The sequence below is a fragment of the Microbacterium sp. ARD32 genome (assembly GCF_031844385.1).
Classification (GTDB): Bacteria; Actinomycetota; Actinomycetes; order Actinomycetales; family Microbacteriaceae; genus Microbacterium.
The window spans coordinates 281,900-305,223 of record NZ_JAUZVD010000003.1 but is presented as its reverse complement, the minus strand read 5'-3'; the positions used below and the strand labels follow the sequence as shown (position 1 = coordinate 305,223).

The following is a 23,324-nucleotide window of genomic DNA, read 5'->3' as shown; positions in this document are numbered from 1 at the left end:
TCTTATCTGCCCCGACCCGGCTGTCAAATCGACGCGCCGTGAGGATCAGGACCGGAGTCGCGCCTCGTGTCCGAGGCAACCGCTCCAGCTTATCCGTCTCGGCGGGCTTGTCAAATCGACGATCCCGGCGGGACAACCACTCTCTTCGAGCCTGGGGCCCGTGCTCTCTCACAGGTGAGGGAGCTCGAGGTGGGTGGTTCGCTGCTTGGAGGGGAGCCAGGCCCTCAGGCCTTCCGCTCAACCGCTTGGGGCGAACAGGTAATAACTTACGCAGGATCGGGCGCACCGGGCAAATCAGACCGCAGCCCCGGGCGTGTCGCGCTGAACGGCGTCGCACCGTGCGGGAGGCCGCCGAGCCCGGCGCGTACGACGAGAGCCCCGGGCGTTTGCCCGGGGCTCTCGGATCTGTGGACCTAAGGGGATTCGAACCCCTGACCTCCTCGATGCGAACGAGGCGCGCTACCAACTGCGCCATAGGCCCTTGCGACTCACCTAGGTTATCACGCGCTCAGCCGGCGGCTCGACGTGCGAGCAGCTCGCGGACGTGCGCCTCGATCTCCGCATCGTCGACGACGCCCATCCGTGCGTACGGCGACTCGGCGGCATCCGCCTGCTCCATCCGCTCCGCACGCGCCACGGGCGCCAGCGGCGTCGGCGCGGGCGGAGCGAGCTCCTCGGCACGACGTCGCAGCTCGGCACGGCGCTCGGCGCGGCGGCGCTCCTCCTGCGCATCGTGCTGCGCGCGCGCCTGCTGCGCACGCGAGCCGGACACCTCGACCATCGGCTGCGGCAGGGGCCGCGGCGTCCACGAGGCCGGGCCCTGGTCGTGCAGCGGCGGCGACACCCTCTCCGTCGTCCGGACGACGGGCGCGTCCACAGTGCGGCGCTCCGCGTGCCGGGCGACCCGCGCCATCCGCACCAGCACGCTCGTGCTCAGCACGGCCACGGCGAGGCCTGCGACCGCGAGCATCCAGCTCCCGCCCGCCACGAGATCCCAGATCCCGACACCCAGAAGGGCCGCACCGACGGCCAGGACGACGCCGGCCGATGCCCGCACGCGGCGCCGGGCGCGTGCCTGGCGCACGAGCGGATCACGCCGCGTCGCCGCGAGCTCCTGACGCAGCCGCTCGAGCTCGACGCTCTCCTTCTGCGCCTGCACGCGCTTGGCCAGTCGCTGCTGCTGCAGCGCGGTGCGCGCCGTCAGCTCCAGTCGCACCTCGTCCGGCGTCTCGCTCGTCTCTGCCAGGACGCGCAGCGCCTGGTTCAGGCGCACGGCGTTGCGCTCGGCGGCGTAGTACTGATGCCGCCCGCGCCACGTGGGCAGGAAGTACAGCGCCCACAGCAGCACGGCGACGAGGACGATCACGCCCCCACTCAGCACCGGTCCGTCCATAGAGACAACGGTAAGCGAGCGCATCCGAACCGACGCGGCACGGCGATCGCGTGTCGCCGCGAATCCAACGGCGCGAGCGCCTCAGTCATCCGCCGGCAGGGCACCGGCATCCGGCGGCACGGCGCCGGCATCCGACGGGACGCGACCTCGCACCCAGCGGGCGAGCACGCCCTCGGGCACGTCCTCCTTGACCAGCGCGAACGCGTGGTGGTCGCGCCAGTCGCCGTCGATGTGGATGTAGCGCCGGCGCAGTCCCTCGTAGCGGAAGCCGAGCTTCTGCACCACGCGCAGGCTCGCGCGGTTCTCGGGACGGATGCAGATCTCCATCCGGTGCAGGCCGAACCGGCCGAAGCTCGCGTCGGTGGCCAGCGCCACGGCCGTCGGCGTGATGCCCCGGCCGGCGAAGCGCTCGCTGACCCAGTATCCGATCGTGGCGGAGCACAGCGAACCCCGCGCGACGCCCCAGATGTTGAGCTGACCGGCGATCTCGCCGTCGTACTCCATGACGAACGGGTAGCCGATGCCGTCGCGATGCTGCTGCAGCAGCCGGCGGATGCTGACGCGCATGTCGAAGGTGGCGATGCCGCCGGGGACGGTGGCCTCCCAGGGCTGCAGCCAGGCACGATTCGACAGCAGCTCGCGCTGCACGGTGCGTGCGTCCCTGGCACGGATCAGCCGCAGGCCGACCGGGCCGTGCTGCATCTGATCGAGCGATTCCAGCGGCATGACGGAGCGCCGGCTAGAGACCGCCGGCGAAGTCCTTCAGCCACGGACGCAGATCGGCGCCGAGATCCTCGCGGTCGATCGCCAGCTGCACGATCGCCTTGATGTAGTCGAGCCGGTCACCGGTGTCGTACCGTCGCCCGTCGAACACCACGCCGACGACGCCGGGACCGTCGGCATCGGTCGCGAGCTCCTGCAGGGCGTCGGTGAGCTGGATCTCCCCGCCCTTGCCCGGTGGCGTGCGCTCGAGCACGGCGAAGACGGATGCCGGCAGCACGTAGCGGCCGATCACGGCCAGGTTCGAGGGCGCCCGCTCCGCTTCCGGCTTCTCGACGAGACCGGTCACCTTCACCACGCCGTCCTCGGCAGCGCCGTCGACCGCGGCCACGCCGTACAGGTGGATGTGCTCCGGGTCGACCTCCATCAGCGCGATGACGGCGGCGCCGGTGCGTTCGTGCGCGGCGATCATGTCGACCAGCAGCGGGTCGCGCTCGTCGATGAGGTCGTCGCCGAGCAGCACCGCGAACGAGCTGTCGCCGACGTGCGTGCGCGCGCGCAGCACCGCATGGCCGAGGCCCTTCGGCTCACCCTGCCGGACGAAGTGGATGTCGGCGAGGTCGCTCGACTTCATGACCCGCTCCAGACGCCCGTGGTCGCCCTTCTGCTGCAGGCGCACCTCCAGCTCGGGCACGGAGTCGAAGTGGTCGGAGATGGCGTTCTTGTTGCGACCGATGATGACGAGGATGTCGTCGATCCCGGCGCTGACGGCCTCTTCCACGACGTACTGGATGGCCGGCTTGTCGACCACGGGGAGCATCTCCTTGGGCATCGCCTTCGTCGCCGGCAGGAAGCGCGTGCCCAGGCCCGCCGCAGGGATGACCGCCTTGATCGTGCTCATCCGGTCAGCATACCGGCGGAGCCGACGCCGACGGCTGATGTCGGCGCCCGCCGTATGATCGGAGCATGCCCGGAGAAGAGGAGCAGCACAAGCGCGCGCTGCGCGCGGAGCTTCGGGAGCGCAGGCAGCTGCTGTCCGAGGCGCAGCGCGACGACGCGGCCGACGGGGTCACCGCGCAGCTGCTCGAGCTCGTGCGCACTCACGGCGCCCGGTCGATCTCGTGCTTCCTGTCCACGGTCACCGAGCCGGGGACGCACCGGTTCGTCGAGGATGCCGTCGCACAGGGCATCCGCGTGCTCCTGCCGATCACGCGCGAGGACGGACTGCTCGACTGGGCGGTCGCCGGCGAGGGCGACGAGATCTCCGAGGGGCTGTTCGGCCTGCCCGAGCCGGCCGGCGAGGTGCTGGGACCGATCGCGGTGAACGACGTCGACCTGATGATCATCCCCGCCGCGGCGATCGACATCGCCGGCACGCGGCTCGGCTGGGGGCGCGGCTACTTCGACAAGACGCTCGGCTCGATGCAGAAGCGCCCTCCGGTGTACGCGGTGATCTATGATTCCGAGGTGGTCGATTCACTGCCCCGTGAACTGCACGACCAGCCCGTGGACGGGATCGTCACTCCGACCCGGATCATCACCCTGTCGCCTGCACGCGACTGAACAGGAACCGCCATGCCCACCTATGCCTACGCCTGCACCGCCTGCGATCACCGCTTCGACGCCGTGCAGAGCTTCTCGGAGAGCTCCCTGACGATCTGCCCCGAGTGCGGCGGCGCGCTGCGCAAGCAGTACGGCACCGTCGGCGTCACCTTCAACGGCTCCGGCTTCTATCGCACGGACTCGCGGCGAAATAGTGGCAAGGACGCCGGAACTCCGGCATCATCTAAGTCGGATTCTTCGACGGGCTCCACCCCGGCACCCGCGAAGGCCCCGGCCTCCAGCTGAGGCCGCACAACCCAGGGGGAGCAATGATCCAGGGCTTCAAGGAATTCATCACCAAGGGCAATGTCATCGACCTGGCGGTCGCGGTCGTCATCGGCGGCGCGTTCACGGCGATCGTCAACGCCGTGGTCAGCGCCATCATCACCCCGCTCGTCTCGCTCTTCTTCGACGCGGGCAAGACGGGCGAGATCGGCATCCAGATGATGGGAATCTACGGCCAGGAGGTCACCTTCCCGATCGGTGCGCTCATCTCCGCCGTCATCAGCTTCCTCGCCGTCGCCCTGGTGGTGTACTTCGTGTTCGTCGTGCCGATGAACAAGTACAAGGAGCATCAGGCGGCGAAGAACCCGGCGGTCGAGGAGGAGACCCTCCCGACCGAGCAGGAGCTGCTCATCGAGATCCGCGATGCGCTGCGCAAGGACTCCGTGAGCTGACCGCTCGGCCCTTCGACAGGCTCAGGGACCCAGTGGGTTCCTGAGCCTGCTTCATTCCCGGGTCGCTGAGCCGGCGTCGCCTTGTAGATCCGCAGCGCTCAGTAGTGCGGCGGGACCTCGCGCAGCATCCGCTCGTCGTTCGGGCCGTGATCGTCCTTCGTGCCGGCATGACGCTCCTCGCGCACGTGCGGCTCGGCCGTCGTGCCCTCCACGCGCGTCAGCCGCGCGCGCCGGGCCCCGGGCACGCGCTCGACATGCTGCCGCCGGTCACCCATCGACGTCGAGCGGCTGGGTGTCGTCGTCCGCGCGCACGGCATCCTCGCCGATCCCGATCACGGTCGCGATGCGACGTGCGACCGTGGCGGGGTCGCTGTACAGGTCGAAGGCGTGCACGCGCACGTAGTGCCAGCCCAGGCGTCGCAGCACCTGCGGACGCAGGCGCAGACTCTCGCGCAGCGACTCGTCGCGGGATTCCGGATCCGACTCGATGACGACCGCGCGACCGCCGTGCTGCGCGACCAGCGGCAGCAGGCCGCGGTAGTCGACGTCGACCGACGCCCCCAGCCGGCGCAGCTCGCGGGCCAGTGCCAGCGTGAGCGGATCGGCGAGGTCCTCCAGCCGCGCGTCCCGGCCCCGCGCCGCGAGGCCGCCGAGAATCGACATCAGCGTCGCCGCCCCGTGCTCCAGCCGTCCCTCGTCGAAGGCGGAGGGGCGGATGCAGGAGACGATCACCATCGAGCGCCGCGCACGCGTCATGCCGACGGTGAGCAGCCGCTCGCCGTCCTCGTGCGACAGGTCGCCGAAGTCGCTGAGCACCCTGCCGTGCCGGGTCAGTCCGTAGCCGAGCGAGAAGATCACCCGATCGCGGCTCTCCGCGACCGACTCCTCGAGGGTGAGCACGGCGAACGGCTCCGCGGTGTCGCGTCCGACGAACTCGGCGACGTCGGAGCGGCCCGCCAGCGCGGATGCCGCGGCCGCGCGCACGCGCTCGGCGTGACGCCTGCTGGCGGTCACGACCATGAGCGATTCCGCCGGGCGGTTGATGGCGTGCTCGACCACCAGCGTCACGACCCGGGCGACCTCGGCATCCGTGCTCTCCACCGCCCCCGAGTCGGGATCGGGGTTTCCGACCCCGCCCTCGACGTAGTCGACGGTGAGGCTGCCGCGACCCAGATAGGAGCCCGCCCACGGCAGCGAGACGATCTCCCCGCCGTAGAACGCATCGTTGATCAGCTCGGCGAGGTCCTCTCCCCCGGCCCGGTAGCTGCGCGTCAGCGTGCACACCTCGAACAGCTCGGCGAGCCGCTCGAACACCGACATGTCGTCGAACGGCACCTCCGGCTCCCACTCCGGATCCGGCACCGTCGCGACCGCGAACGGCATGGGGCGCTGCGTGACCGGGTCGCCGAAGGCGACGACCTGCCGCGCGCGGCGGATCGCGGGGGTCGCCTCGGTGAGGTTCACCGCTGCGGCATCCACCAGCAGCACGGCGTCGAACTCCACCGATTCCGGGATCTCGGGAACCTGGTACGGCGACGCGATCCACACCGGCGCGAGCGCGCGGACGAGGTCGGGGGCCGCCGCCACGATCTCGGCCGTGGTCGCTTCGCCCTCCTTCAGCGCACGACGCAGATTCGCCGCCTGCTCGGGCTCGTCGACCACGGCGATGCGCCACTGATTCGCCAGGTTCCACGCCAGCAGCGGACCGGCCATGGCCGTGTGCGCCTCATCCACCAGGCGGAAGTCGCGCTCCAGGCGGTCGACCACCGACGTGTTCGCACCGAGCAGAGAGCGGTCGTCCTGCAGCGCGCGCTCGAGCAGCGACTGCCACCAGGCGAACTCGAGCTCATCGGCGACCCGCTCCTCGGGCACGTGCCGCACCGACAGGTCGGACAGCAGCGGACGCAGGCCGAGTCCGGTGAGCGCGTCGCGGATCTGGGTGCGCTCCACGAGGTTGTCGAACACCGCGCTGCGGGCGGCCAGGCCGGACAGGGTGCGCACCAGGCGCGCGACCGGGAGCGCGGCGAGCGGCTCCTTGCGTCCCAGCGCCGCATCCAGCTCGGCGAGCTGGGCGGTGACGCGCTGCCACGCCGCGTGCACGTCGGAGAGCCCGATGGGCACCTGCGGCGCCACGCCGGCGTCGACGTAGCGCTGCCACTGCGAGCGCTGGTGCTGGATGCGCAGCAGCGCCTCGTGCATCTCCGGCACCTGCGCGCCGGGCCGCACGTACTCGCGGGCGAGGCGCTTGAGCCTGCGCCGGTTCGCCGACGACAGCCCCGGGGCGTCGCGGCGGGAGCCGTGCGCCTGGATCAGCTCGCCGAGAGGACGCTCGAAGACCGTGGGACTGAAGCGGTCCAGCGAATCGCGGATGCCGCCCAGCAGCTGCAGGTACTCGCCCAGCTCGTCGATCGTGCTGAAGGGCCGCATGCTGGTCTGCGCGATCAGCGCGTAGCCGCGCTCCAGCAGTGCCGGCACGGCCGAGCCGTGCAGCTCGCCGGCCAGCGCGTGCGCGTGCTGGGCCGCTTCGGTGCTCTCGAAGCTGACGCCGTACCAGGGCGAGTCGTCGGGCCCGAATCGGAACTCGCCGAGCCTGGCGGCGCGGGTGAGCGCGCGCGCCGCCTCGCTGCGGTCGCCGGCGAGGCCTTCCAGCGTGGTGGTCGACAGGCGGGCGCCGGTCGACGGCGGCACGGGCAGTGACGCGAGGCGGGTCAGCTGACGGGTGGCGTCGAGCACGGATGCCCCGGTGCGGCCGACCGGTTCGGTGAAGGCGGCACGGTAGTCCCGCAGCACGGTCCGCAACCGGACCAGCGCCTCGTCGACCTCCGTGGCCTTGGGCTGGGTCGCTTTCTCGCTGCGCGTGATCGCGCGGATCAGGTCGCGGCGCACGGCGGCGGGCGAGACGGCCAGGCCGTCGAGGCCGATGCCGCTCAGGCGATGGCGAACGCCATCCAGCGTGGAACGGCGCGTCGAGACGACGAGCACGCGCTTGCCGGCGCGCACGAACGCGCCGAGCGCGTTGATGACGGTCTGAGTGCCCCCGGTTCCCGGCAGCGTCGAGACGACCAGCGAGTGCCCCGCCGCGATCCGCGCGAGCACCTCCTCCTGCTCGGCATCCGCGTCCAGCAGCAGCGTCTCCGCCGCCGGGGCGCGATCATCGGGGCCGTGCACGGCGGGGATCTCCTCGCGTGCGGACAGTCGTTCCCTGTCGGCGGCGTGGCCGCTGAGCGCGTTGAGCACCGGGTGGTCGAGGTTCACCATGTCGCGCGCCATGCCCCCGGCCACGTCGGCGAAGGTCGACACCACCAGGCGCGGATGGACGGCGAACGTGTCGATGGACTGCGTCAGCGCGCGCAGCTGATCGATGACCGGCTGAGGCTTGAAGATGCCGCCGTCGTAGGCGAGCGCGGCCAGCCCGGTGGGGTCCAGTGTCAGGCCGAAATGGTCGCGCGCGGCCCGGATCAGCTCGGGGTTGACCTCGAAGCCGCCCTGCAGCTTGAGCTCGAAGTCGGCGTGGTGGCGCCGGATGGCCAGCGGCCTCAGCAGCACGGGCGCGGTGAAGGCGACGCCGCCGATCCGCCAGCGCGCCATGCCGACGGCCAGTCGCACCGCGTCGATTCCCCGCACCGTGCGCAGTTCGGTGTTGCGCGCCGTGATGCGCTCGGCCGCCATCCGCGCCGTGCGCAGCCCGACCTCGTCGCGGAACAGGTTCGAGAGCAGCGTGGAGCGGCCGGTGATGAACTGCGGGAGGCTGCCGGGGTGCGCCTTCGAGATGTCGATGCCGGCCTCGGCCGTGTCACCGTAAGCCACCAGCGGAGAGGGCCCGCCGAGATCGGCGGCCTCCGCGCGCAGCGAGGCACGGCCGGATTCCGCGGCGTGCGCGATGTCGACGCCGGTGGAGGAGTCGCTCAGCTCTCCGAGGTTCATCGCGGCATCCTCTCCCGCTGCCTCGGCGCCCTTCGCCTCTCGTCGCCACACATCTGAAAGCCTAAGCGCGACACGCGCGAGGGCCGGTATCCCGGGCCGATTCCCGAGGATTGCGCTCGTGGCCGGCCGTCTCGCCCGTCCTGTCTGCACAGATGGGCGGGTCCGGGGAGTTATCCACCGATCGCGGGACAGCGGTGCCGCGCTGTCCCGCCGCGCATGAAGATGGGGACATGAGCTTTCGTCACGACTTCATCCCGACGCCCTTCGGCGACGCGCTCGCGGTGTTCTCGGACGCCGGCATCGTGAGCTTCGAGATCACGGAATCTGCCGATCTGAACGTGCCCTGGCTGCTGGAGGACGTCAGCAGACGCCTCGGCGAAGTGCCCGAGGAGTCCCCCGGCGTCGGCGACGAGCTCGCGCGCTGGCTCGACGCGTACTTCGACGGCGAGCCGATCCGGTTCGACGACCAGGTGCGATTCGACTGGCGGCTGATCGACGGCTTCCCCCGCGCCGCACTGCAGGCCGTCTGCGAGATCCCGTGGGGCGAGACGATGAGCTACGGCGAGGTGGCGATCGTCGCCGGCAGTCCCGGCGCGGCCCGCGCCGTGGGCACGGCGTGCCGCCTGACGCCGTTCTCCGTCATCGTGCCGGTGCACCGGGTGATCCGCGCGGACGGGACGCCGGGCCACTACGGCGCCCACCCGGAGCGCAAGCGCTATCTGCTCGACCTCGAGCGCGACGTCGCGATGAGGTCGTGAACGAGCGGAGCCCGGCGTGTAGGCCGCCGAGCTCCGCTGGTGGGGATGCTCGGGTCGCACTGGGGAGCGACCCGAGCGGGGCATGGGGATTAGTGCTCGACCGCCTTCTCGGCGCCGAACCCGGTGAGCGAGCGGACCTCCATCTCGGCGGCGAGCGCCCGCGACTCCGCGGTCCTGGCGGTCACCGTCCCGATCCAGCCGAGCAGGAAGCCCAGCGGGATCGAGATGATCCCGGGGTTGCTGAGCGGGAAGATCGCGATGTCGATCCCGGGGATCATCGAGGTCTCGCTGCCGGAGAACACCGGCGAGATCACGATGAGGCCCACGGCGGCGATCAGACCGCCGTACATGCTCCACACCGCGCCGCGCGTGTTGAAGCGCTTCCAGAACAGCGAGTACAGGATCGTCGGCAGGTTCGCGGATGCCGCGATCGCGAACGCCAGCGCCACCAGGAACGCGATGTTCTGGCCCTGCGCGCCGATGCCGCCGATGATGGCGAGGATGCCGATCACGATCACGGTGCGGCGTGCGACCCTGACCTCACCGGCCGCGGTCGAGGTTACGGTGCCGTCCTTGCCGCGCTTGATCACGTTGGAGTAGATGTCGTGCGAGAACGACGCGGCGGCGGTGATGGTCAGACCCGCGACGACGGCGAGGATCGTGGCGAACGCGACCGCCGAGATGAAGCCCATCAGCAGCGAACCGCCCAGAGCCTGCGCCAGCAACGGAGCCGCGGAGTTCACGCCGCCGGGGGCGTTCTGGATGGCCTCGGGGCCGACCAGCGCGGCAGCGCCGTAGCCCAGCACCAGCGTCAGCAGGTAGAAGCCGCCGATGAGCCAGATCGCCCACACCACCGAGCGGCGCGCCTCCTTGGCCGTCGGCACCGTGTAGAAGCGCATCAGCACGTGCGGCAGACCCGCCGTGCCGAGCACGAGCGCCATGCCCAGGGACAGGAAGTCCAGCGGGTTGGCGCCGTACTTCAGCCCAGGACCGAGGATCTTGTCACCGGCGGGGGCCTTGGCCACCGCCGTCTCGAGCAGCCCGTTGAAGCTGAAGCCGTTCAGCGCCAGCACCCAGACGGCCATGGCGATGGCACCCAGGATCAGGAGCACGGCCTTCACGATCTGCACCCACGTGGTGCCCTTCATCCCGCCGATGAGCACGTACACGATCATCAGCACGCCGACGATCGCGATCACCAGCGACTGGCCGATCTTGCTGTCGATGCCCAGCAGCAGGGACACCAGCGCGCCCGCACCCGACATCTGAGCCAGCAGGTAGAAGAAGCACACCGCGAGCGTCGTCAGTGCCGCCGCCATGCGCACGGGGCGCTGCTTCAGACGGAAGGAGAGCACGTCGGCCATGGTGAACTTGCCGGTGTTGCGCATCATCTCGGCGACCAGCAGCAGGGCGACCAGCCACGCCACCAGGAATCCGATCGAGTAGAGGAAGCCGTCGTAGCCGTTCACCGCGATCGCACCGCAGATGCCCAGGAAGGATGCCGCCGACAGATAATCGCCGGCGATCGCGAATCCGTTCTGCGTTCCGCTGAACGACCGCCCGGCGGCGTAGTAATCGGCCGCGGTCTTGTTGTTGCGGCTCGCGCGGATCACGATGAACAGCGTCACCGCGACGAAGGCCGCGAAGATCGAGATGTTCAGGACGGGATCGTTCTTGGCGGTCTCCGCCGCCAGGATCGTCGCATTCATGCGCCGGCCTCAGCCTTCTCGAGTTCTTCGCGGATCTCGCTCGCCACGGGGTCGAGCTTCCTGTTCGCGAATGACACGTACCACATGGTGATCGCGAAGGTGGTGACGAACTGACCCAGGCCGAAGAGCAGCCCGACGGTCACGTCGCCCCAGACCCGCTGGCTCATGAAATCCGTGGCGAAAGCCGCGAGCAGCACATACGCGAAGTACCAGAGCAGGAAGAACACCGCGAGCGGGAAGATGAATGACCGCTGCATCCGCTTCAATCCTTGGAATCGCTGTGATTCCTCTACGGAGATGTAGTCGATACCTGTGCCGGATTCTTCGTCGATCCGATCTGTCATGAGGCCTCCTTGCCGCATGTTCGAAGCCGCGTGACGGCGCCACGCGGGTGGTATCCTCGACGCTACGAAACGGGCGGACAACGCCGTCACCCCCGAAAGTTGGTATCTGTCCAGAATGAGCGTCCACACCGGAACCGCGGAGGAACTCGTCGCCGACGGCGTGCGCGAGCTGGCCCGGCGCACCCGGTTCCCCGTCGCGTTCGGCGGACTGGTCGAGGACGGCGAGGTGGCGGTCAGCACGATCGTCGGGAATCGCACCCGCCATCTGGACGGCCTTCAGGTGCGTCCGGAGCGCGGGCTCGGCGGACGGGCGATGATCGAGCTGCGCCCGCGGATGACGAACGACTACCGCTCCTCCCCGCACATCACGCACGACTACGACGTCTTCGTGCTCGGCGAGGGTCTGCGCACGCTGCTGGCCGTGCCCATCGTGGTCGAGGGAAAGCCGCGCGGCGTGCTCTACGCCGGCGCGTGGGAGCAGTCCGAGGCGGGCGGGGTGACCACTGCTCCGGCGATGAGCGTGGCGCAGAGGATCGCGGACGAGCTGCGCATCCGCGACGAGGTGGAGCGGCGGCTGCGGGAGGCATCCCCCGTCCCCGTCCTGGCCTCCCCGGCGCGCGAGGAGCTGCGTGAGAGCTTCGCCGAGCTGCGCAGCATCGCCGCGGGGCTGACGGATGCGGGGCTGCGCGACCGCATCGCCGCCGTCGAGCGCCGTCTGATGGGAGTCGTCGAACCGGCGCACTCGACCACGACCGGCGCGATCCCCACCGCACATCTCTCCCCCCGAGAGCTCGACGTTCTGGCCTGTGCCGCCGTGGGGTCGACCAACGCGGAGATCGCCGCCCAGCTCGGCCTGCGCGAAGGCACCGTGAAGGCCTACCTCGGCGGCGCCATGTCGAAGCTCGACGCATCCACCCGACACGCGGCGGTCGCTCGCGCACGGCGTGCAGGCCTTCTCCCCTGACCTCTTATCCGGCCGTGCGCTGAATTCCCGCACGAAAACCCGCGGCGCATTCTTGCCGGAACGGAATATCCGCCATATTGTTGGTCGCATGGCTCGACGAATTGTGCATCAACTGGTTGACGATATCGATGGCGCTCTGCTGGAGGTCGGGGAAGGCGAGACCGTTCATTTCTCGCTCAATGGCACCGCATACGAGATCGATCTCACGAATGCGCACGCGGAGGAATTGCGCGAAGCGCTGGCTCCCTACATCAATGCGGGACGTCGTGCTTCGGCCGGCGGAAACGCCCGCGGCTCCGCGCCGCGTCGCCGCGCAGCGCGGAACTCCGAGATCGGCGAGATCCGCGAATGGGCCAGGTCCCAGGGCCTGAAGGTGTCCGAGCGCGGCCGGGTCGCGGCGGACGTGCTGGAGGCGTATCGCGCCGCGCACTGATCTCTGCGTGATCGAGCGGCCGGCGTCCTTCGGGGAGCCGGCCGCTCGTCGTGCCCTCGCGTCCCCACCGGGCTCTCCACGCGCCGCTCGTAGACGACGAAGGAGGCCACCCTCCGGGCGGCCTCCTTCGTCGTCGTGCCCTCGACAGGATTCGAACCTGCGACCTGCCCTTTAGGAGAGGGCTGCTCTATCCGACTGAGCTACGAAGGCGCCCGACAAGTCTAACCGGCCGCGCTACGCGGCCAGCGCCAGGTACGGCTCCCAGCGGGGATCCCCGCGCTCACCGCCGCGTACGGTCCAAGCAGTGCCATGCGGGCGGCGCGGCGTCATCCGCAGCTCCCAGCCCATCTCCTGCGGCGTGCGGTCGCTCTTGACGTTGTTGCACTTCAGGCAGCACGCGACCAGGTTCTCCCAGCTGTCCTCACCACCGCGCGAACGCGGCAGCACGTGGTCGATCGTGGACGCACTGCGTCCGCAGTACCCGCAGCGGTGGTCGTCGCGGCGCAGCACGCCCCGTCTGGTCACCGGCAGCCGCCGCGACGACGGCACGCGCACGTACCTGGTGAGCAGGATGACCACGGGGCGGTCATAGACGCTGCGGCCCGAGCGGACCGGATCCCCCTCGACATGCTCGATCACGCTGGCCTTGTCGTTCATGACGAGCACCATCGCTCTTCGGAACGAGACCACGGTCAGGGGCTCGTATCCGGCGTTCAGAACCAGTGTGCGCATCGTCGTCATCCTCTCGATCCGACCGGGATGGCTTCCCGGCGCTCTCGATTCACACGACGCCGCACGGACAGCAGGCGATCGCAGGGATGAGAAGAAGGCGCGCTCTAGCGACCGCGCCTTCCCTGCTCGACGGTGTCGAGCCGTCCCTGCGGACGGAGCCGGCGCAGCAGACGACCGATCGCATCCATGGTTCGGATGCTCGGCACCTGCTTCATCGGCTTCTCCCGCCCGTACGACGACGGGTACAGGCTAGCCCATCGGACTGAAGCGTCCGGGAGCACCGCTCGCGCGCGGCGAGCGTGTCGGATCAGCCTGCGTTCGCGCCGAGCCAGGAGATCGGCTCCACGAGCGAACCGTTGACCTTGACCTCGAAGTGCAGATGGGCGCCGTAGGAGCGGCCGGTGTTGCCGACCTTGCCGATGAACTGCCCCGGCTTGACCGTCTGACCGGACGAGACGGCACGCGTGCCGTGCGTCATGTGACCGTAGAGGGTGGACACGCGCTGCCCGCCGACGACCGAGTCGATGACGATCGCCACTCCGTAGCCGTAATAGCCCTCCGACGAGACGCGCACGCGACCGCCTGCGGCGGCGAAGATCGGGTTGCCGGCGTTCTCGACCATGTCCGCACCGGAGTGGCCGCTGCCGAGCGTGCGACTCACGTAGTACGAACCGGGCACGAGCGGGTAGCGCACCTCACCGGATCCGGGTGCCACCAGTCGCAGGTCGGCCGCGCTGAGTCGCGAGCCCATGGATGCCGCGCGCGCGGCCGCTGCGGCTCGCTGCTTCGCGGCCTCTTCGGCCTTCTTCTTGGCGATCTCCTCCGGGGTGGTGGCGGAATAGGATCCCCGGTCCAGCGGCGCCGTGGTGGCCTCGGATGCCACGACGAGGGACTGCGCGTCGTCGACGGCCATCTGCTGCAGGGTGGTCGCCTGCGCGCCGCCCAGGTTGTTCGCCGCGTACGCGGGCAGTGCGACCGCGGCGACGAGGGCACCCACCGCGGCGAAGATCGCCACCGTGCGCACGGGCTTCACGCCGTTGCGGTTCGTGCTGCGGGGTGCGCGACGTCGCGCGATCCTGCCGGGGTTCTGGACGGTGTCGGTCGTGGCGATGTCTTCGGCCAAAAGGGAGTCCTCCTGCGCCTCCGCGCTCATTCGGGTAGCGCAGGCTCGTCGGCGATGGTCGATTCTCGGGCACGTATGTCACACGGCACGTTGTGCGAACTCTCTCACGAAGGCGACGAGCCTGGGAGGCGGTCTTCGTGATCATCCCCGGCGGGCTTCTTCACCGGAGACTCAAGAGACGTTACCGGAAGATAACGATTCTGTCACCCTCCGAACCTGGCAATTCTCCGGTGGCGCGCCGAGGGCATCGGTGACTTCAGTCGTCTCCGCCGAAGAGGAAGATGTGCGAGGCCAGTTCGACGGGAAGCTCGAGACCCTCTTCGCGCCCCTCCATCCGGATCAGGACGTATCCCTCGCTGTAGCGGTAGTCACCGCGTGCGCCGGGCACGACGCCGGCCTCGCGGAGCTGCTCCAGCAGCTCGGGGTCGACCTGGGCGGGCTCGGCGAGACGGCGCACGGTTCCCTCGATCGGCTCGCCGGCGGCATCCAGCTTCTTGACCAGCCCGATCACGCCGTCCTCGAACGACCGCGAGGGCACATCGCCCAGCTGGTCCAGTCCCGGAATCGGGTTGCCGTACGGCGATTCGGTCGGATGCCCGAGCAGCTCGACCAGGCGGCGCTCCACCTGCTCGCTCATCACGTGCTCCCAGCGGCAGGCCTCCTCGTGCACGTAGGCCCAGTCCAGGCCGATCACATCGGAGAGGAGCCGCTCGGCGAGCCGGTGCTTGCGCATGACATCCACCGCCTTGCGCCGACCGGCGTCCGTCAGCTCCAGCCGGCGGTCGTCGGAGACGACGACCAGGCCGTCGCGCTCCATGCGCCCGACGGTCTGCGAGACCGTGGGTCCGGAATGACCCAGCCGCTCCGAGATGCGCGCGCGCAGCGGCACGATGTTCTCCTCCTCGAGCTCGAGGATGGTGCGCAGATACATCTCGGTGGTGTCGATCAGGTCGGTCATGCTGGCCCTCCGCAGGTTCTTAGGCAAGCCTACCTTTTCGGCGAGCGGTCATCGCCCGTCACGCGAACCGGGAAGCGGGAGAGCGCGCCCTACAATCGAGCCATGGCGATCGAGATCCCCCGAGAACTCCTGCCCGTCGACGGACGCTTCGGCTGCGGTCCGTCCAAAGTGCGCCCCGCGCAGGTGGAGGCGCTCGTCTCGGCGGGATCGAGTCTGCTGGGCACGTCGCATCGCCAGGCGCCGGTGAAGAACCTCGTCGCCGGGGTGCGCGAGAACCTCTCGGCGCTGTTCCGCCTGCCGGAGGGGTACGAGATCATCCTCGGCAACGGCGGCTCGACGGCGTTCTGGGATGCGGCGGCCTTCGGCCTCATCGATCAGCGCAGCCAGAATCTGGTGTTCGGCGAGTTCGGCGGCAAGTTCGGCAAGGCGTCCGCGGCGCCATGGCTGCAGGCGCCCGATGTGCGCAGCGCGCAGCCCGGCTCGCTCGTCGGTCCGGAGATCGTCGACGGCGTCGACGTGTACGCCTGGCCTCACAACGAGACCTCGACGGGCGTCGCGGCGCCCGTGCAGCGGGTCGCCGCCGACGGTGCGCTCACCGTGATCGACGCGACCAGCGCGGCCGGCGGGATCGACGTGGACCTCACCCAGGCCGATGTGTACTACTTCGCCCCGCAGAAGAACCTCGGATCCGACGGCGGGCTGTGGTTCGCCGCCGTGTCGCCGGCGGCGATCGAGCGCATCGAGCGCATCGCGGCATCCGACCGGTACATCCCGGAGTTCCTCAGCCTGAAGAACGCACTGGACAACTCGCGGCTCAGCCAGACGCTGAACACCCCCGCACTGACGACACTGCACCTGCTGAACAGCCAGCTGGAATGGATCCTCGGTCAGGGCGGGCTGGAGTGGGCGGCCGCTCGCACCGCGGAGTCGTCCGGCCTGCTCTACGACTGGGCGGAGTCCACCGCGATCGCGACCCCGTTCGTCGCCGACCCTGCGCACCGCTCCCCCGTGGTCGTCACGATCGACTTCGACGGCGTTGACGCGGCCGCGATCGCGAAGACGCTGCGTGCGAACGGCATCGTCGACACCGAGCCGTACCGCAAGCTCGGCCGCAACCAGCTGCGCGTCGCCACGTTCGTCTCGATCGAGCCGGACGATGTGCGCCAGCTGATCCGCTCGATCGAGTTCGTGCTCGAGCGCCTGGACTGAGCGCCGAAACCCCTCACCACCGTCGAGACCCCTCCTGAATCGCGCGATTCATGAGGGGTCTCGACAATCAGGAGGGGTTTCGGCGAGTGGGGGTCACTCCTCCTCGTCGGAGTGGCTGTCCGCGTCGAGTTCGTCGATGTCCACGCCGTCGAGGTCGCCGGCGTGCAGCAGGTCGCTCACATCGTGGTCGTCGTCATCGTCGGAATCGTCGTCGGAATCGTCGTCGTCCTCGGCATCCGCATCCTCGTCGGCCGTGCCCGCGGCGGCCGCCTGCTCGGCCAGCTCGGCCTGATGCGCACGGTACTCGGCCAGCCGCTCGGCCCACGGCACCCAGTCGGGGGCGAGCAGGGCGCTGTCGCCGGGAAGCAGCTCGACCTCGAGCACGGTCGGCTCGGCGTCGTCCACCTGCGCCACCGACACCGTCCAGTACCAGCCGGGGTATCCGGGCAACCGGTTCTCGAAGCGCAGCGACACGGCGCCGCTCTCGTCGACGGCGTGACCGGCGGCCGGGCCGACCGTGCTCGCCGGCGTGATCTCGTGCAGCGCGGCGAGGGCGAGCTCGCGCGTCGCGGATGCGAGTTCGTCAGGCGTCGAGGTCATCAGCGACCTTGCGGAGCACCGCGGGAAGAGCGCGACTGGTGGGACGGCCGTGCCGCAGATCACCGCTGGCGTCGTCGAGCATCTTCATGAGGTCCTCGATGATCACGGCCATGTCGTGGGCGTTCGCGCGCGGGGCCTTCACCCGCGCGGGCGGAGCGTCCAGCACCCGCACCGAGAGCGCCTGCGGTCCACGTCTCCCGTCGGCGAGACCGAACTCGACCCGGGTGTTCTTCTTCACCACGGCTCCCGCGGGAAGAGCCGAGGCGTGCAGGAAGACGTCCTGACCGTCATCGGAGGCGATGAAGCCGAACCCCTTCTCGTCGTCGTAGAACCTGACCTTGCCGGTGGGCATGGGAGAACCTCGCTGAGTGTCACTGCGGAATCGTCGTGCGGCGGCGCGACCCCTCCAGCCTACCGGTCCGCTCCCCTCCCGCGGCGCTCCATGCACCGCCGCCCAGGCGATACGCTGGACGGTGATGAGCAAGCGCGAAGACACCCCCGAGACGCCCGTCGGCCGGCTCGACCGATTCCTGGCCTACACGGCACTGGCGCTGGCCGCGGCATCCATCATCTGCTTCTTCGCGATCATCATCGGCACGGCGACGGGAATGGACCAGCGCGCGTTCGGGCACGGGGCGTGGCCGGTGGTCGCGGCGCTGCCGCTGTACGGGCTGCCGCTGGCGTTCGTCATGATCATCACGCTGCTGATCATCACCTTCGTCCGCAGGGGACGCGCGAACAAGCGCTCCTAGATCAGATGAGCACTCACGCGCGTTCGCTGGCCGACAGGCTGGCCGCGGCGAGCGACGAGCAGCTGGCGCGCCTGTTCCGCATCCGCGGCGTGCGCGCGGATGCGCCGTGGGATGACTTCTTCGACGCCGCCGAGCAGCTGCTCGACCCGGCCTCGATCGAACGCGGACTCGCCGCGCTCAGCCGGAACCAGGCCCGCAGCCTGATCGCGGCGGTCGCCGGCGAGGCGGATGCCGCCGAGCTGGCCCTCCTGGCCGATCGGGGCTTCGTCGACAGCGGGGGCGCGGTCCCCGCGCCGGTGGCGGCCGCGGTCGCCGCGCACGGCGACATGCCGTCCGTCGACGAGGAGGGCGAGACGGCGGCGAGCGCCGATGCGGCCGCCCGCGCTGCGGAGCAGGCGTTCGCGACGGCCGGCCTGCTCGCCGACCTGCTGCGGGCCGCGCGCGTCGCGCCGCTCGCGCTCGTGGCGACCGGTGCGCTCAGCGCCTCGGAACGGCGCCGGTTCAGCGCCGACGTCGACGCCGACAGGCTGCGCGAGCTCGCGGAACTGGCCGGCCTCGCTCGTGCCGTCGACCGCGAGCTGCGCGTGACCGCCGCCGCGGACAGCTGGCTGGCCTCGTCGTTCGCCGAGCGGTGGGCGGCGCTGGCGGAGTCGTTCCGCGCCGCCCTGGAACCCGGCATCCGCACCGACGGCGGCTGGCTGCCGATGCCGATGTGGCCCCGCGCGCACCCCTGGGACGACGCCTGGCCGCCGCGCGCGCAGGCACTGCTCGCGCAGGCCGTGCTGCTGGGTCTGCGCGCCCCGGACGGCACCGAGCCGATCTGGGCCCGCCGGCTGCGCCTCGGGGAGGCCGTGAGCACCGCCGAGCTGCAGGCGCTGCTGCCGACCGAGGTCGACCGGCTGTTCCTGCAGAACGACCTCACCGCGATCGCGCCGGGGCCCCTCCTGCCCGCGCTGGAGAACCGGCTGCGCGGGATGACCGAGCACGAGCCCGGCGCTCAGGTGTCGTCGTACCGCTTCACGGCCGACTCCGTGGCCAGGGCGCTGATCGAGGGGGAGACCGAGCAGGGCATCCTGACCTTCCTGCACGAGCTGTCGCTCACCGGCGTGCCGCAGCCGCTGGAGTATCTCGTCGGCCAGGCCGCCGCACGGCACGGGCTCGTGCGCGTCGGGCCGGATGCCACCGGCGGGACCGCGGTGTCGTCCGCGGACGAGCATCTGCTGCAGGCGATCGAGGTGGATCGCAACCTGCGCCCGATCGGCCTGGTGCGCGAGGGCGCCCGGCTGGTCTCGCGGGTCGCCGCGGAGACGGTCGCCTGGGCGCTGGCCGACGCCCGGTATCCGGCCACGCTGGTGGACAGGGACGGCGCGTCCGTCGTCACCAGCCGGCGCCGGCCAGCGCCGAGCGCCCCCGCCGAGCCCGAGGCGTACCGGACGCTGCTGGCCCGGATGCGCTCGAGGCAGGGCCCGGATGCGGATGCCGCGTGGCTGGACCGCGAGCTGGAGTCGGCGGTCCGCGCCCGCGCACTGGTGCTGATCGAGGTCGCGCTTCCGGACGGCTCGAGCCGGGAGCTGCGGCTCGAGGCCTCCGGGATGGGCGGCGGCCGACTGCGCGGGCGCGATCATGCTGCCGATGTGGAGCGCACGCTGCCCGTGCGCAGCATCCGCTCGGTCCGCGTGCTCGGGTCCTGACCGCACCGCCGCCGGTAGACTGGTCTGCTATGTCTGATGGCCCCCTGATCGTCCAGAGCGACCGCACCGTGCTGCTCGAGGTCGCCCACGCCGACGCCGAATCCGCGCGTCACGAGCTGGCGATCTTCGCCGAGCTGGAGCGCGCCCCCGAGCACATCCACACCTACCGGATCACCCGGCTGGGGCTGTGGAACGCACGGGCTGCCGGACACACGGCCGACGACATGCTGGGCACGCTGGACCGCTGGTCGCGCTTCCCCGTTCCCCCCTCGGTGGCCGTCGACCTGCGCGAGACGGTCGAGCGGTACGGGCGCCTGCTGATCGAGCGCGACGACGAGGGGGCCCTGATCCTGCGCTCGGACGACCCCGCCGTGCTGGCCCAGGTCGCCGGCAGCAAGCGCATCCAGCCGCTGCTGATCGGGCATCCCTCGCCGGACAGCTACGTGATCGACGCATGGGCGCGCGGACAGATCAAGCAGGAGCTGCTGAAGATCGGCTGGCCGGCCGAGGATCTCGCCGGCTACACGCCCGGCACCCCGCACGAGATCGAGCTCGACGAGCACGGCTGGGCGATGCGCCCCTACCAGCACGATGCCGTGGACGCCTTCGCCCGCGAGGGGTCCGGCGTCGTGGTGCTGCCCTGCGGCGCGGGCAAGACCATCGTCGGCGCCGGCGCCATGGCCGCCACCGGCACCACCACACTGATCCTGGTGACCAACACCGTCTCGGCGCGACAGTGGCGCGACGAACTGCTCAAGCGCACCTCGCTCACCCCCGACGAGATCGGCGAATACTCCGGGCAGGCCAAGGAGGTCAAGCCGGTCACCATCGCGACGTATCAGATCCTCACCGCCAAGCGGAAGGGCCAGTACGCGCATCTCGCGCTGCTGGATGCCCTGGACTGGGGGCTCATCGTCTACGACGAGGTGCATCTGCTGCCCGCACCCGTGTTCAAGCTCACCGCCGACCTGCAGGCGCGCCGTCGCATCGGGCTGACCGCGACCCTGGTGCGCGAGGACGGCCGCGAGGGAGACGTGTTCAGCCTGATCGGCCCCAAGCGCTTCGACGCGCCCTGGAAGCAGATCGAGGCGCAGGGCTTCATCTCCCCCGCCGCCTGCTACGAGGTGCGCGTGGACCTGCCGCCGAGCGACCGTCTCGAGTACGCGGCCGCGACCGACGACGAGCGGTACCGGCTGGCGGCATCCGCTCCCGCCAAGATCGCCGCGGTGCGCGAGCTGATCGCCCGGCATCCGGGCGAGCGGATCCTGGTGATCGGGCAGTACCTCGACCAGCTTGACGAGCTGTCACAGGCGCTGGATGCCCCGCAGATCACGGGAGCCACGCCGGTGGACGAGCGGGAGGAGCTGTACCGGCGGTTCCGCGAGGGCGAGATCTCGCTGCTGGTGGTCTCGAAGGTCGCGAACTTCTCGGTGGACCTGCCCGAGGCATCCGTCGCCATCCAGGTGTCCGGTTCGTTCGGATCCCGGCAGGAGGAGGCCCAGCGGCTGGGACGCCTGCTGCGCCCCAAGCAGTCCGGGCACACGGCGAGCTTCTACACGCTGATCGCGCGCGACACCGTCGACCAGGACTACGCGCAGAACCGGCAGCGGTTCCTCGCCGAGCAGGGGTACAGCTACACCATCATGGATGCCGTGGATCTGGCCGCCTGAGTCACGCGCTCACCGGGTCGCTGAGCCCGTCGAAGCGTCGCCCGGCTCCTGCCCCGGCCTCAGCCCGCACCGCCAGCACGGGGCCGCGAGGTCGTCCAGCAGCGCACCGCATTCCGGGCAGACCCTCGAGAGCCAGCAGGCGCTGTCGCCGCCCTCGTACTCGTCCATGCTCGGATGCTACCCCCGCGGGGAGAGCGTCGCGGAGAGCGTCGGGGCGGGAGCGCTGACGACGCGGGTGCGCATCAGGCCGCTGCGCCGCTGCATCCCCTCGATGATGGCGACGTAGACCGCCATGGTGACGGCCGTGATGATCACGTCCATCGGGGTGCCGGTGGTGGCGTTCGCATCGGCGAGCCCGAGGGCCTCGAGGCCGAACGCCGAGACGTTGTTGACCGCGTGCAGGGCGATCGCGGCCTCCAGCCCTCCGGTGCGCCACACCAGCCAGGCCGCGGTCACGGCGAACACCGCGACGCTGAGCAGGCCCCACACGTCGTAGAGGTGGCCGAAGACGAACAGCGGGATCGGCAGCAGGATCGGGAAGAGCGGATGCCGCAGCCAGGTGCCGATCGCCTGCATGAGGAATCCGCGGAACACGTACTCCTCGGCCGCGGACTGCAGCGGCACCAGCAGCACGATCAGGACGAGCATCAGCAGAAGGCCGGGCTGGGAGAGGTCGACCGCGACGGAGCCCCCGCTTGCGACCTCGAGCAGCAGTGACAGCGCCGTCTGCACGGCGTACACGGCGACGGCCGCCAGCAGGCTGCGGCCGAGCCACCCCCAGCGCAGCCGCCCGGCCACGGACAGCAGCAGGCCGGCGCCGCGGCCGCCCACCATGCGCGAGGCGGCCAGCAGTGCCGGGATCATCAGGATCAGCGGGACGACCAGCAGCAGGAACCCGGTCGGATCGGCCACGTCGAATCCGGGCACCTCGCCGCGGGCGAGTGCTTCCATGGCCGGGGTGGGCTCCGGCATGATCAGCGAGAGGATCACGAAGGGCACGAAGATCGCGATCAGCATCACGAGGTACAGGGCGACCGCCACGACGGCGACCAGCAGCGGCCGCCACCAGCGCAGCGGACGCGAGCGGGCGCGGTCCAGACGGTGGAACGCCAGCGCGTCGGATGCGGCCGTCCCGGACTGCATGGCGATGGCCGGCATCGCGACCGCCGGCGGCCGAGCGCCCACCGGCGGACGGGGAGCGGGCGGCGGAGGGGGCGGATAGGCCGCGGAGCCGGTGTCGGAGGGCATCCTCCGATCCTCTCAGATCGCGATGGGCGTCGTCCCGATCCTCGCCTCGGGCCCCGTCCGAGACCGCATCTCCGAAGACAATCAGCCCGCGCAGGGGCGAAGTCACCATAATGGGGTCATGACTGATGCGCGCATCCTGGTCGTCGACGACGAGCCGAACATCCGCGACCTGCTCTCCCGGGGCCTCAGCTTCGCCGGTTTCAAGGTGAAGACGGTCGCCAACGGGGCGGCCACGATCTCGGCCGTCCTCGAGGAGGAGCCGGACCTGATCGTCCTCGACGTCATGCTGCCCGATATGAACGGCTTCAGCGTGACCAAGCGCCTGCGCGGTGCCGGCTTCACCGCCCCGATCCTCTTCCTCACGGCGAAGGACGACACCCAGGACAAGATCGAAGGACTCAACGCGGGGGGCGACGACTACGTCACCAAGCCGTTCGCCCTGGACGAGATCGTCGCGCGCGCGCAGGCCATCCTGCGCCGCACGATGCAGAACGGCGACGAGGAGGCGCTGATCCGCGCCGGCGAGCTCTCGATGGATCAGGACACCCACGACGTGTTCGTCGACAAGGTGCCGATCGAGCTGAGCCCCACCGAGTTCAAGCTGCTGAAGTACCTGATGCTCAACCCCAACCGGGTGCTGTCGAAGGCGCAGATCCTCGATCACGTGTGGGAGTACGACTTCAACGGCGACGCCGGCATCGTGGAGAGCTACATCTCCTACCTGCGCCGCAAGATCGACCCGCACACCGAGGAGTCGCTCATCCAGACCAAGCGCGGCTTCGGCTACATGCTCAAGGTGGGCAAGTCCGCCTGAGCG

Annotated in this window: 25 protein-coding genes and 2 tRNA genes; 11 read left to right on the top strand and 16 right to left on the bottom strand. The window is 70.4% G+C overall.

Features of this window, described 5'->3' with window-relative positions; genetic code table 11:
• Positions 1-408 precede the first annotated feature (408 nt).
• From Q9R19_RS13150 to galU, 4 genes are all read right to left on the bottom strand, one after another.
• Positions 409-481 (bottom strand) — tRNA-Ala (locus Q9R19_RS13150).
• Between the two features lie 27 nt (positions 482-508).
• Complete coding sequence (locus Q9R19_RS13145) at positions 509-1,393, bottom strand: hypothetical protein (RefSeq protein ID WP_311256843.1); 885 nt, start codon at positions 1,391-1,393, stop codon at positions 509-511.
• An 81-nt stretch (positions 1,394-1,474) separates the two neighbouring features.
• On the bottom strand, positions 1,475-2,095 hold the full coding sequence (locus Q9R19_RS13140) for a GNAT family protein (RefSeq protein ID WP_311256849.1): 621 nt from the start codon (positions 2,093-2,095) through the stop codon (positions 1,475-1,477).
• Between the two features lie 37 nt (positions 2,096-2,132).
• A complete protein-coding gene (gene galU, locus Q9R19_RS13135) occupies positions 2,133-3,014 on the bottom strand; it encodes a UTP--glucose-1-phosphate uridylyltransferase GalU (protein ID WP_311256842.1) in 882 nt (293 codons plus the stop codon).
• A gap of 65 nt (positions 3,015-3,079) precedes the next feature.
• Between galU and Q9R19_RS13130 the strand changes: the two genes are divergently transcribed.
• The 3 genes from Q9R19_RS13130 to mscL are packed head-to-tail and all read left to right on the top strand — an operon-like array spanning position 3,080 to position 4,392.
• Positions 3,080-3,676 carry a 5-formyltetrahydrofolate cyclo-ligase gene (locus tag Q9R19_RS13130; RefSeq protein ID WP_311256841.1) on the top strand — a complete coding sequence of 199 codons (597 nt, stop codon included), beginning with the start codon at positions 3,080-3,082 and terminating at the stop codon, positions 3,674-3,676.
• Positions 3,677-3,688: 12 nt separating this feature from the next.
• The gene (locus tag Q9R19_RS13125; RefSeq protein ID WP_311256840.1) at positions 3,689-3,961 is read left to right on the top strand and encodes an FmdB family zinc ribbon protein; all 273 of its coding nucleotides are present in this window, start codon (positions 3,689-3,691) and stop codon (positions 3,959-3,961) included.
• Between the two features lie 23 nt (positions 3,962-3,984).
• The gene (gene mscL, locus Q9R19_RS13120; RefSeq protein WP_311256839.1) at positions 3,985-4,392 is read left to right on the top strand and encodes a large conductance mechanosensitive channel protein MscL; all 408 of its coding nucleotides are present in this window, start codon (positions 3,985-3,987) and stop codon (positions 4,390-4,392) included.
• Between the two features lie 98 nt (positions 4,393-4,490).
• On the opposite strand, the gene Q9R19_RS13115 is transcribed toward mscL, so the two are convergent.
• A complete protein-coding gene (locus Q9R19_RS13115; RefSeq protein WP_311256838.1) occupies positions 4,491-4,637 on the bottom strand; it encodes a hypothetical protein in 147 nt (48 codons plus the stop codon).
• 22 nt (positions 4,638-4,659) lie between these two features.
• Positions 4,660-8,316, bottom strand: a complete 3,657-nt coding sequence (locus Q9R19_RS13110; protein ID WP_311256848.1) for an AAA family ATPase — start codon at positions 8,314-8,316, stop codon at positions 4,660-4,662.
• Positions 8,317-8,546: 230 nt separating this feature from the next.
• Between Q9R19_RS13110 and Q9R19_RS13105 the strand changes: the two genes are divergently transcribed.
• Positions 8,547-9,074 carry a methylated-DNA--[protein]-cysteine S-methyltransferase gene (locus Q9R19_RS13105; RefSeq protein ID WP_311256837.1) on the top strand — a complete coding sequence of 176 codons (528 nt, stop codon included), beginning with the start codon at positions 8,547-8,549 and terminating at the stop codon, positions 9,072-9,074.
• 89 nt (positions 9,075-9,163) lie between these two features.
• Here the strand turns inward: Q9R19_RS13105 and Q9R19_RS13100 are convergent, their stop codons facing one another.
• Both Q9R19_RS13100 and Q9R19_RS13095 read right to left on the bottom strand, forming a co-directional pair.
• The gene (locus Q9R19_RS13100) at positions 9,164-10,783 is read right to left on the bottom strand and encodes a sodium:solute symporter family transporter (protein ID WP_311256836.1); all 1,620 of its coding nucleotides are present in this window, start codon (positions 10,781-10,783) and stop codon (positions 9,164-9,166) included.
• Positions 10,780-11,127 carry a DUF485 domain-containing protein gene (locus Q9R19_RS13095; RefSeq protein WP_311256835.1) on the bottom strand — a complete coding sequence of 116 codons (348 nt, stop codon included), beginning with the start codon at positions 11,125-11,127 and terminating at the stop codon, positions 10,780-10,782. The genes Q9R19_RS13100 and Q9R19_RS13095 overlap by 4 nt, the downstream gene beginning before the upstream one ends.
• Before the next feature lie 115 nt (positions 11,128-11,242).
• Here Q9R19_RS13095 and Q9R19_RS13090 point away from each other — a divergent pair, with 115 nt between their 5' ends.
• Positions 11,243-12,091: a LuxR C-terminal-related transcriptional regulator gene (locus tag Q9R19_RS13090; protein ID WP_311256834.1), complete on the top strand. Its 849-nt coding sequence runs from the start codon at positions 11,243-11,245 to the stop codon at positions 12,089-12,091.
• A gap of 88 nt (positions 12,092-12,179) precedes the next feature.
• Positions 12,180-12,524 (top strand): Lsr2 family protein, encoded by a 345-nt coding sequence (locus Q9R19_RS13085; RefSeq protein ID WP_311256833.1) that lies wholly within the window; start codon positions 12,180-12,182, stop codon positions 12,522-12,524.
• 136 nt (positions 12,525-12,660) lie between these two features.
• Here the strand turns inward: Q9R19_RS13085 and Q9R19_RS13080 are convergent.
• The 4 genes from Q9R19_RS13080 to Q9R19_RS13065 form a co-directional block, all read right to left on the bottom strand.
• Positions 12,661-12,734, bottom strand: a tRNA-Arg gene (locus Q9R19_RS13080).
• Between the two features lie 24 nt (positions 12,735-12,758).
• Positions 12,759-13,256, bottom strand: coding sequence for an HNH endonuclease (locus Q9R19_RS13075; RefSeq protein ID WP_311256832.1), 498 nt, complete (start codon positions 13,254-13,256; stop codon positions 12,759-12,761).
• Positions 13,257-13,563: 307 nt separating this feature from the next.
• Positions 13,564-14,409 carry a M23 family metallopeptidase gene (locus Q9R19_RS13070; RefSeq protein ID WP_311256831.1) on the bottom strand — a complete coding sequence of 282 codons (846 nt, stop codon included), beginning with the start codon at positions 14,407-14,409 and terminating at the stop codon, positions 13,564-13,566.
• 226 nt (positions 14,410-14,635) lie between these two features.
• A complete protein-coding gene (locus Q9R19_RS13065) occupies positions 14,636-15,337 on the bottom strand; it encodes a metal-dependent transcriptional regulator (protein WP_311256830.1) in 702 nt (233 codons plus the stop codon).
• Between the two features lie 102 nt (positions 15,338-15,439).
• Here Q9R19_RS13065 and serC point away from each other — a divergent pair, with 102 nt between their 5' ends.
• Entirely contained in the window at positions 15,440-16,546 is a 1,107-nt protein-coding gene (gene serC, locus Q9R19_RS13060) for a phosphoserine transaminase (RefSeq protein WP_311256829.1), read from the top strand.
• A 93-nt stretch (positions 16,547-16,639) separates the two neighbouring features.
• Here the strand turns inward: serC and Q9R19_RS13055 are convergent, their stop codons facing one another.
• Positions 16,640-17,146, bottom strand: a complete 507-nt coding sequence (locus Q9R19_RS13055) for a DUF3027 domain-containing protein (RefSeq protein WP_311256828.1) — start codon at positions 17,144-17,146, stop codon at positions 16,640-16,642.
• Complete coding sequence (locus Q9R19_RS13050; RefSeq protein ID WP_311256827.1) at positions 17,130-17,498, bottom strand: cold shock domain-containing protein; 369 nt, start codon at positions 17,496-17,498, stop codon at positions 17,130-17,132. Before Q9R19_RS13050 ends, Q9R19_RS13055 begins: the two co-directional genes overlap by 17 nt.
• A 124-nt stretch (positions 17,499-17,622) precedes the next feature.
• Between Q9R19_RS13050 and Q9R19_RS13045 the strand changes: the two genes are divergently transcribed.
• From Q9R19_RS13045 to Q9R19_RS13035, 3 genes are read left to right on the top strand one after another with little or no spacing between them, the layout of a single operon-like run.
• Positions 17,623-17,898, top strand: coding sequence for a multidrug ABC transporter ATPase (locus Q9R19_RS13045; protein ID WP_311256826.1), 276 nt, complete (start codon positions 17,623-17,625; stop codon positions 17,896-17,898).
• A gap of 5 nt (positions 17,899-17,903) precedes the next feature.
• The gene (locus Q9R19_RS13040) at positions 17,904-19,589 is read left to right on the top strand and encodes a helicase-associated domain-containing protein (RefSeq protein WP_311256825.1); all 1,686 of its coding nucleotides are present in this window, start codon (positions 17,904-17,906) and stop codon (positions 19,587-19,589) included.
• Positions 19,590-19,618: 29 nt separating this feature from the next.
• On the top strand, positions 19,619-21,259 hold the full coding sequence (locus Q9R19_RS13035) for a DNA repair helicase XPB (protein WP_311256824.1): 1,641 nt from the start codon (positions 19,619-19,621) through the stop codon (positions 21,257-21,259).
• A 9-nt stretch (positions 21,260-21,268) separates the two neighbouring features.
• Here Q9R19_RS13035 and Q9R19_RS13030 read toward each other — a convergent pair whose 3' ends face one another.
• Together Q9R19_RS13030 and Q9R19_RS13025 are read right to left on the bottom strand one after the other, a co-directional pair.
• Complete coding sequence (locus Q9R19_RS13030; protein ID WP_311256823.1) at positions 21,269-21,427, bottom strand: hypothetical protein; 159 nt, start codon at positions 21,425-21,427, stop codon at positions 21,269-21,271.
• 9 nt (positions 21,428-21,436) lie between these two features.
• Positions 21,437-22,507 carry a type II CAAX endopeptidase family protein gene (locus tag Q9R19_RS13025; protein ID WP_311256822.1) on the bottom strand — a complete coding sequence of 357 codons (1,071 nt, stop codon included), beginning with the start codon at positions 22,505-22,507 and terminating at the stop codon, positions 21,437-21,439.
• A gap of 118 nt (positions 22,508-22,625) precedes the next feature.
• On the opposite strand from Q9R19_RS13025, the gene Q9R19_RS13020 reads away from it, so the two are divergent.
• A complete protein-coding gene (locus Q9R19_RS13020) occupies positions 22,626-23,321 on the top strand; it encodes a response regulator transcription factor (RefSeq protein WP_311256821.1) in 696 nt (231 codons plus the stop codon).
• Positions 23,322-23,324: the final 3 nt, after the last annotated feature.